The organism is Flavobacterium sp. XS2P24 (assembly GCF_030010285.1).
GTDB lineage: Bacteria > Bacteroidota > Bacteroidia > Flavobacteriales > Flavobacteriaceae > Flavobacterium > Flavobacterium algoritolerans.
In genome coordinates this window covers 1-2,075 of the sequence record NZ_JASCRU010000064.1, presented here as the reverse complement: position 1 = coordinate 2,075, position 2,075 = coordinate 1, and the positions used below count along the sequence as shown (strand labels likewise).

Here is a 2,075-nt window from a genome sequence, read left to right as displayed (position 1 = left end):
CAAAGTTCCTTGACAAGCTGATAAGAAAACGGTAGTAAAACGGAGATAAAAATTTCCAAAAAAAACTTCAAAATTTTCTTGCCAGTTAAAAAAGAAGTTGTACTTTTGCACCCGCTTCGAGAAACACTTTAAGTAGTGTTAACGAAGGGAAAAACAAAGAAGAACACGTTCCTAGACATATTGAATTGACAGCCGTTCCGATGAAAATCGGAACAAAAGAAGAAAGAGTAATAGAATCGAGAGATTTGAAAAAACCACTAGAATTTAGTCGAATAAACAAAGAGTGAAGATTTATCTGAGCTCGCACAATATACGATGAAGAGTTTGATCCTGGCTCAGGATGAACGCTAGCGGCAGGCTTAACACATGCAAGTCGAGGGGTATAGTTCTTCGGAACTAGAGACCGGCGCACGGGTGCGTAACGCGTATGCAATCTACCTTTCACAGAGGGATAGCCCAGAGAAATTTGGATTAATACCTCATAGTATTATAGAGTGGCATCACTTTATAATTAAAGTCACAACGGTGAAAGATGAGCATGCGTCCCATTAGCTAGTTGGTAAGGTAACGGCTTACCAAGGCAACGATGGGTAGGGGTCCTGAGAGGGAGATCCCCCACACTGGTACTGAGACACGGACCAGACTCCTACGGGAGGCAGCAGTGAGGAATATTGGACAATGGGCGCAAGCCTGATCCAGCCATGCCGCGTGCAGGATGACGGTCCTATGGATTGTAAACTGCTTTTGTACAGGAAGAAACACTGGTTCGTGAACCAGCTTGACGGTACTGTAAGAATAAGGATCGGCTAACTCCGTGCCAGCAGCCGCGGTAATACGGAGGATCCAAGCGTTATCCGGAATCATTGGGTTTAAAGGGTCCGTAGGCGGTTTAGTAAGTCAGTGGTGAAAGCCCATCGCTCAACGGTGGAACGGCCATTGATACTGCTAAACTTGAATTATTAGGAAGTAACTAGAATATGTAGTGTAGCGGTGAAATGCTTAGAGATTACATGGAATACCAATTGCGAAGGCAGGTTACTACTAATGGATTGACGCTGATGGACGAAAGCGTGGGTAGCGAACAGGATTAGATACCCTGGTAGTCCACGCCGTAAACGATGGATACTAGCTGTTGGAAGCAATTTCAGTGGCTAAGCGAAAGTGATAAGTATCCCACCTGGGGAGTACGTTCGCAAGAATGAAACTCAAAGGAATTGACGGGGGCCCGCACAAGCGGTGGAGCATGTGGTTTAATTCGATGATACGCGAGGAACCTTACCAAGGCTTAAATGTAGATTGACCGGTTTGGAAACAGACTTTTCGCAAGACAATTTACAAGGTGCTGCATGGTTGTCGTCAGCTCGTGCCGTGAGGTGTCAGGTTAAGTCCTATAACGAGCGCAACCCCTGTTGTTAGTTGCCAGCGAGTCATGTCGGGAACTCTAACGAGACTGCCAGTGCAAACTGAGAGGAAGGTGGGGATGACGTCAAATCATCACGGCCCTTACGCCTTGGGCTACACACGTGCTACAATGGCCGGTACAGAGAGCAGCCACTGGGTGACCAGGAGCGAATCTATAAAACCGGTCACAGTTCGGATCGGAGTCTGCAACTCGACTCCGTGAAGCTGGAATCGCTAGTAATCGGATATCAGCCATGATCCGGTGAATACGTTCCCGGGCCTTGTACACACCGCCCGTCAAGCCATGGAAGCTGGGGGTGCCTGAAGTCGGTGACCGCAAGGAGCTGCCTAGGGTAAAACTGGTAACTAGGGCTAAGTCGTAACAAGGTAGCCGTACCGGAAGGTGCGGCTGGAACACCTCCTTTCTAGAGCCTTAGTGTTAGTAGCAATACACGCTAGGGAAAGAAGACGAAAGTTCAAGTTGGAAACAAATCCCAACGTTTTATTACTCTTGCTGTTAGTTCAAATAATACCATTTAAGAATAAGAGTGTCTCGTAGCTCAGCTGGTTAGAGTACTACACTGATAATGTAGGGGTCGACAGTTCGAGTCTGTCCGAGACAACTATTTTAGACTTAAATAAAAGAAGAAATTCTAGAGTTGAGGAGTTATGAA

At 46.5% G+C, this 2,075-nt stretch carries 1 tRNA gene and 1 rRNA gene; both read left to right on the top strand.

The window, feature by feature from the left end:
* Window positions 1-312: 312 nt before the first annotated feature.
* A 16S ribosomal RNA gene (locus QLS31_RS16145) occupies window positions 313-1,826 on the top strand.
* Window positions 1,827-1,950: 124 nt separating this feature from the next.
* Window positions 1,951-2,024: transfer RNA gene (locus QLS31_RS16140), tRNA-Ile, on the top strand.
* Window positions 2,025-2,075 lie beyond the last annotated feature (51 nt).